We start from the raw sequence: 592 nt of genomic DNA, 5'->3' as shown, positions 1-592 counted from the left end.
GTAAATCACCAAGCACCTGTGAATCACTGACATTATTGGTTGTGAGCTGAATAGCGCGTATTTGTAGGGTTTTGGCATCTATACCAATATGAAGTTTACGCCATTGGCGACGATATTCAGCTCCATGTTTCTTGCGTTTCCATTCGCCCTCACCTAGAAACTTCATGCCTGTAGAGTCTACAAGTAGATGCAGCCCCTCGCTACTTTTTTGGTAGCTGATTGCAATATCAATATGCTTTTGTCTTCTACAAAGCGTGGTGTAATCTGGCGCTGTCCAATTTAATCCGCAAAGTTTAATCAGACTTTGCACAAAGCCAGTGACCATACGTAAAGACAGACGGAATAAAGATTTAATCATTAAGCAGCATTGGATGGCTGCGTCGGAGTAGGTTTGATTTCGCCCTTGTTTGCCTTTTGATGGCGCATACCATTGCGTAGCAGGATCAAACCAAATGGCAATATTTCCGCGACTTATGAGTGCTCGGTTATATGCGGGCCAATTGGTTGTGCGGTAGATTTTGTGTGCAGGCTTCTTCATTTGAAAATTATATGGCTGAAGAAGCCCTTAAGAATAGCTTTGTGCAACAAAGCC

1 protein-coding gene is annotated in these 592 nt (G+C 43.1%); it reads right to left on the bottom strand.

Going from position 1 to position 592, the window contains the following annotated elements; translation table 11 throughout:
• Nucleotides 1-538, bottom strand: a 538-nt coding sequence (locus AC1M84_RS14255) for an IS5 family transposase (RefSeq protein WP_481595232.1), incomplete at its 3' end; no start/stop codon positions are given.
• Between the last annotated feature and the right edge of the window lie 54 nt (nucleotides 539-592).

The sequence above is a fragment of the Acinetobacter sp. 24-47-66 genome (genome assembly GCF_056779755.1).
The sequence above is the reverse complement of the archived record's forward strand: the minus strand, read 5'-3'. Positions and strand labels throughout refer to the sequence as shown.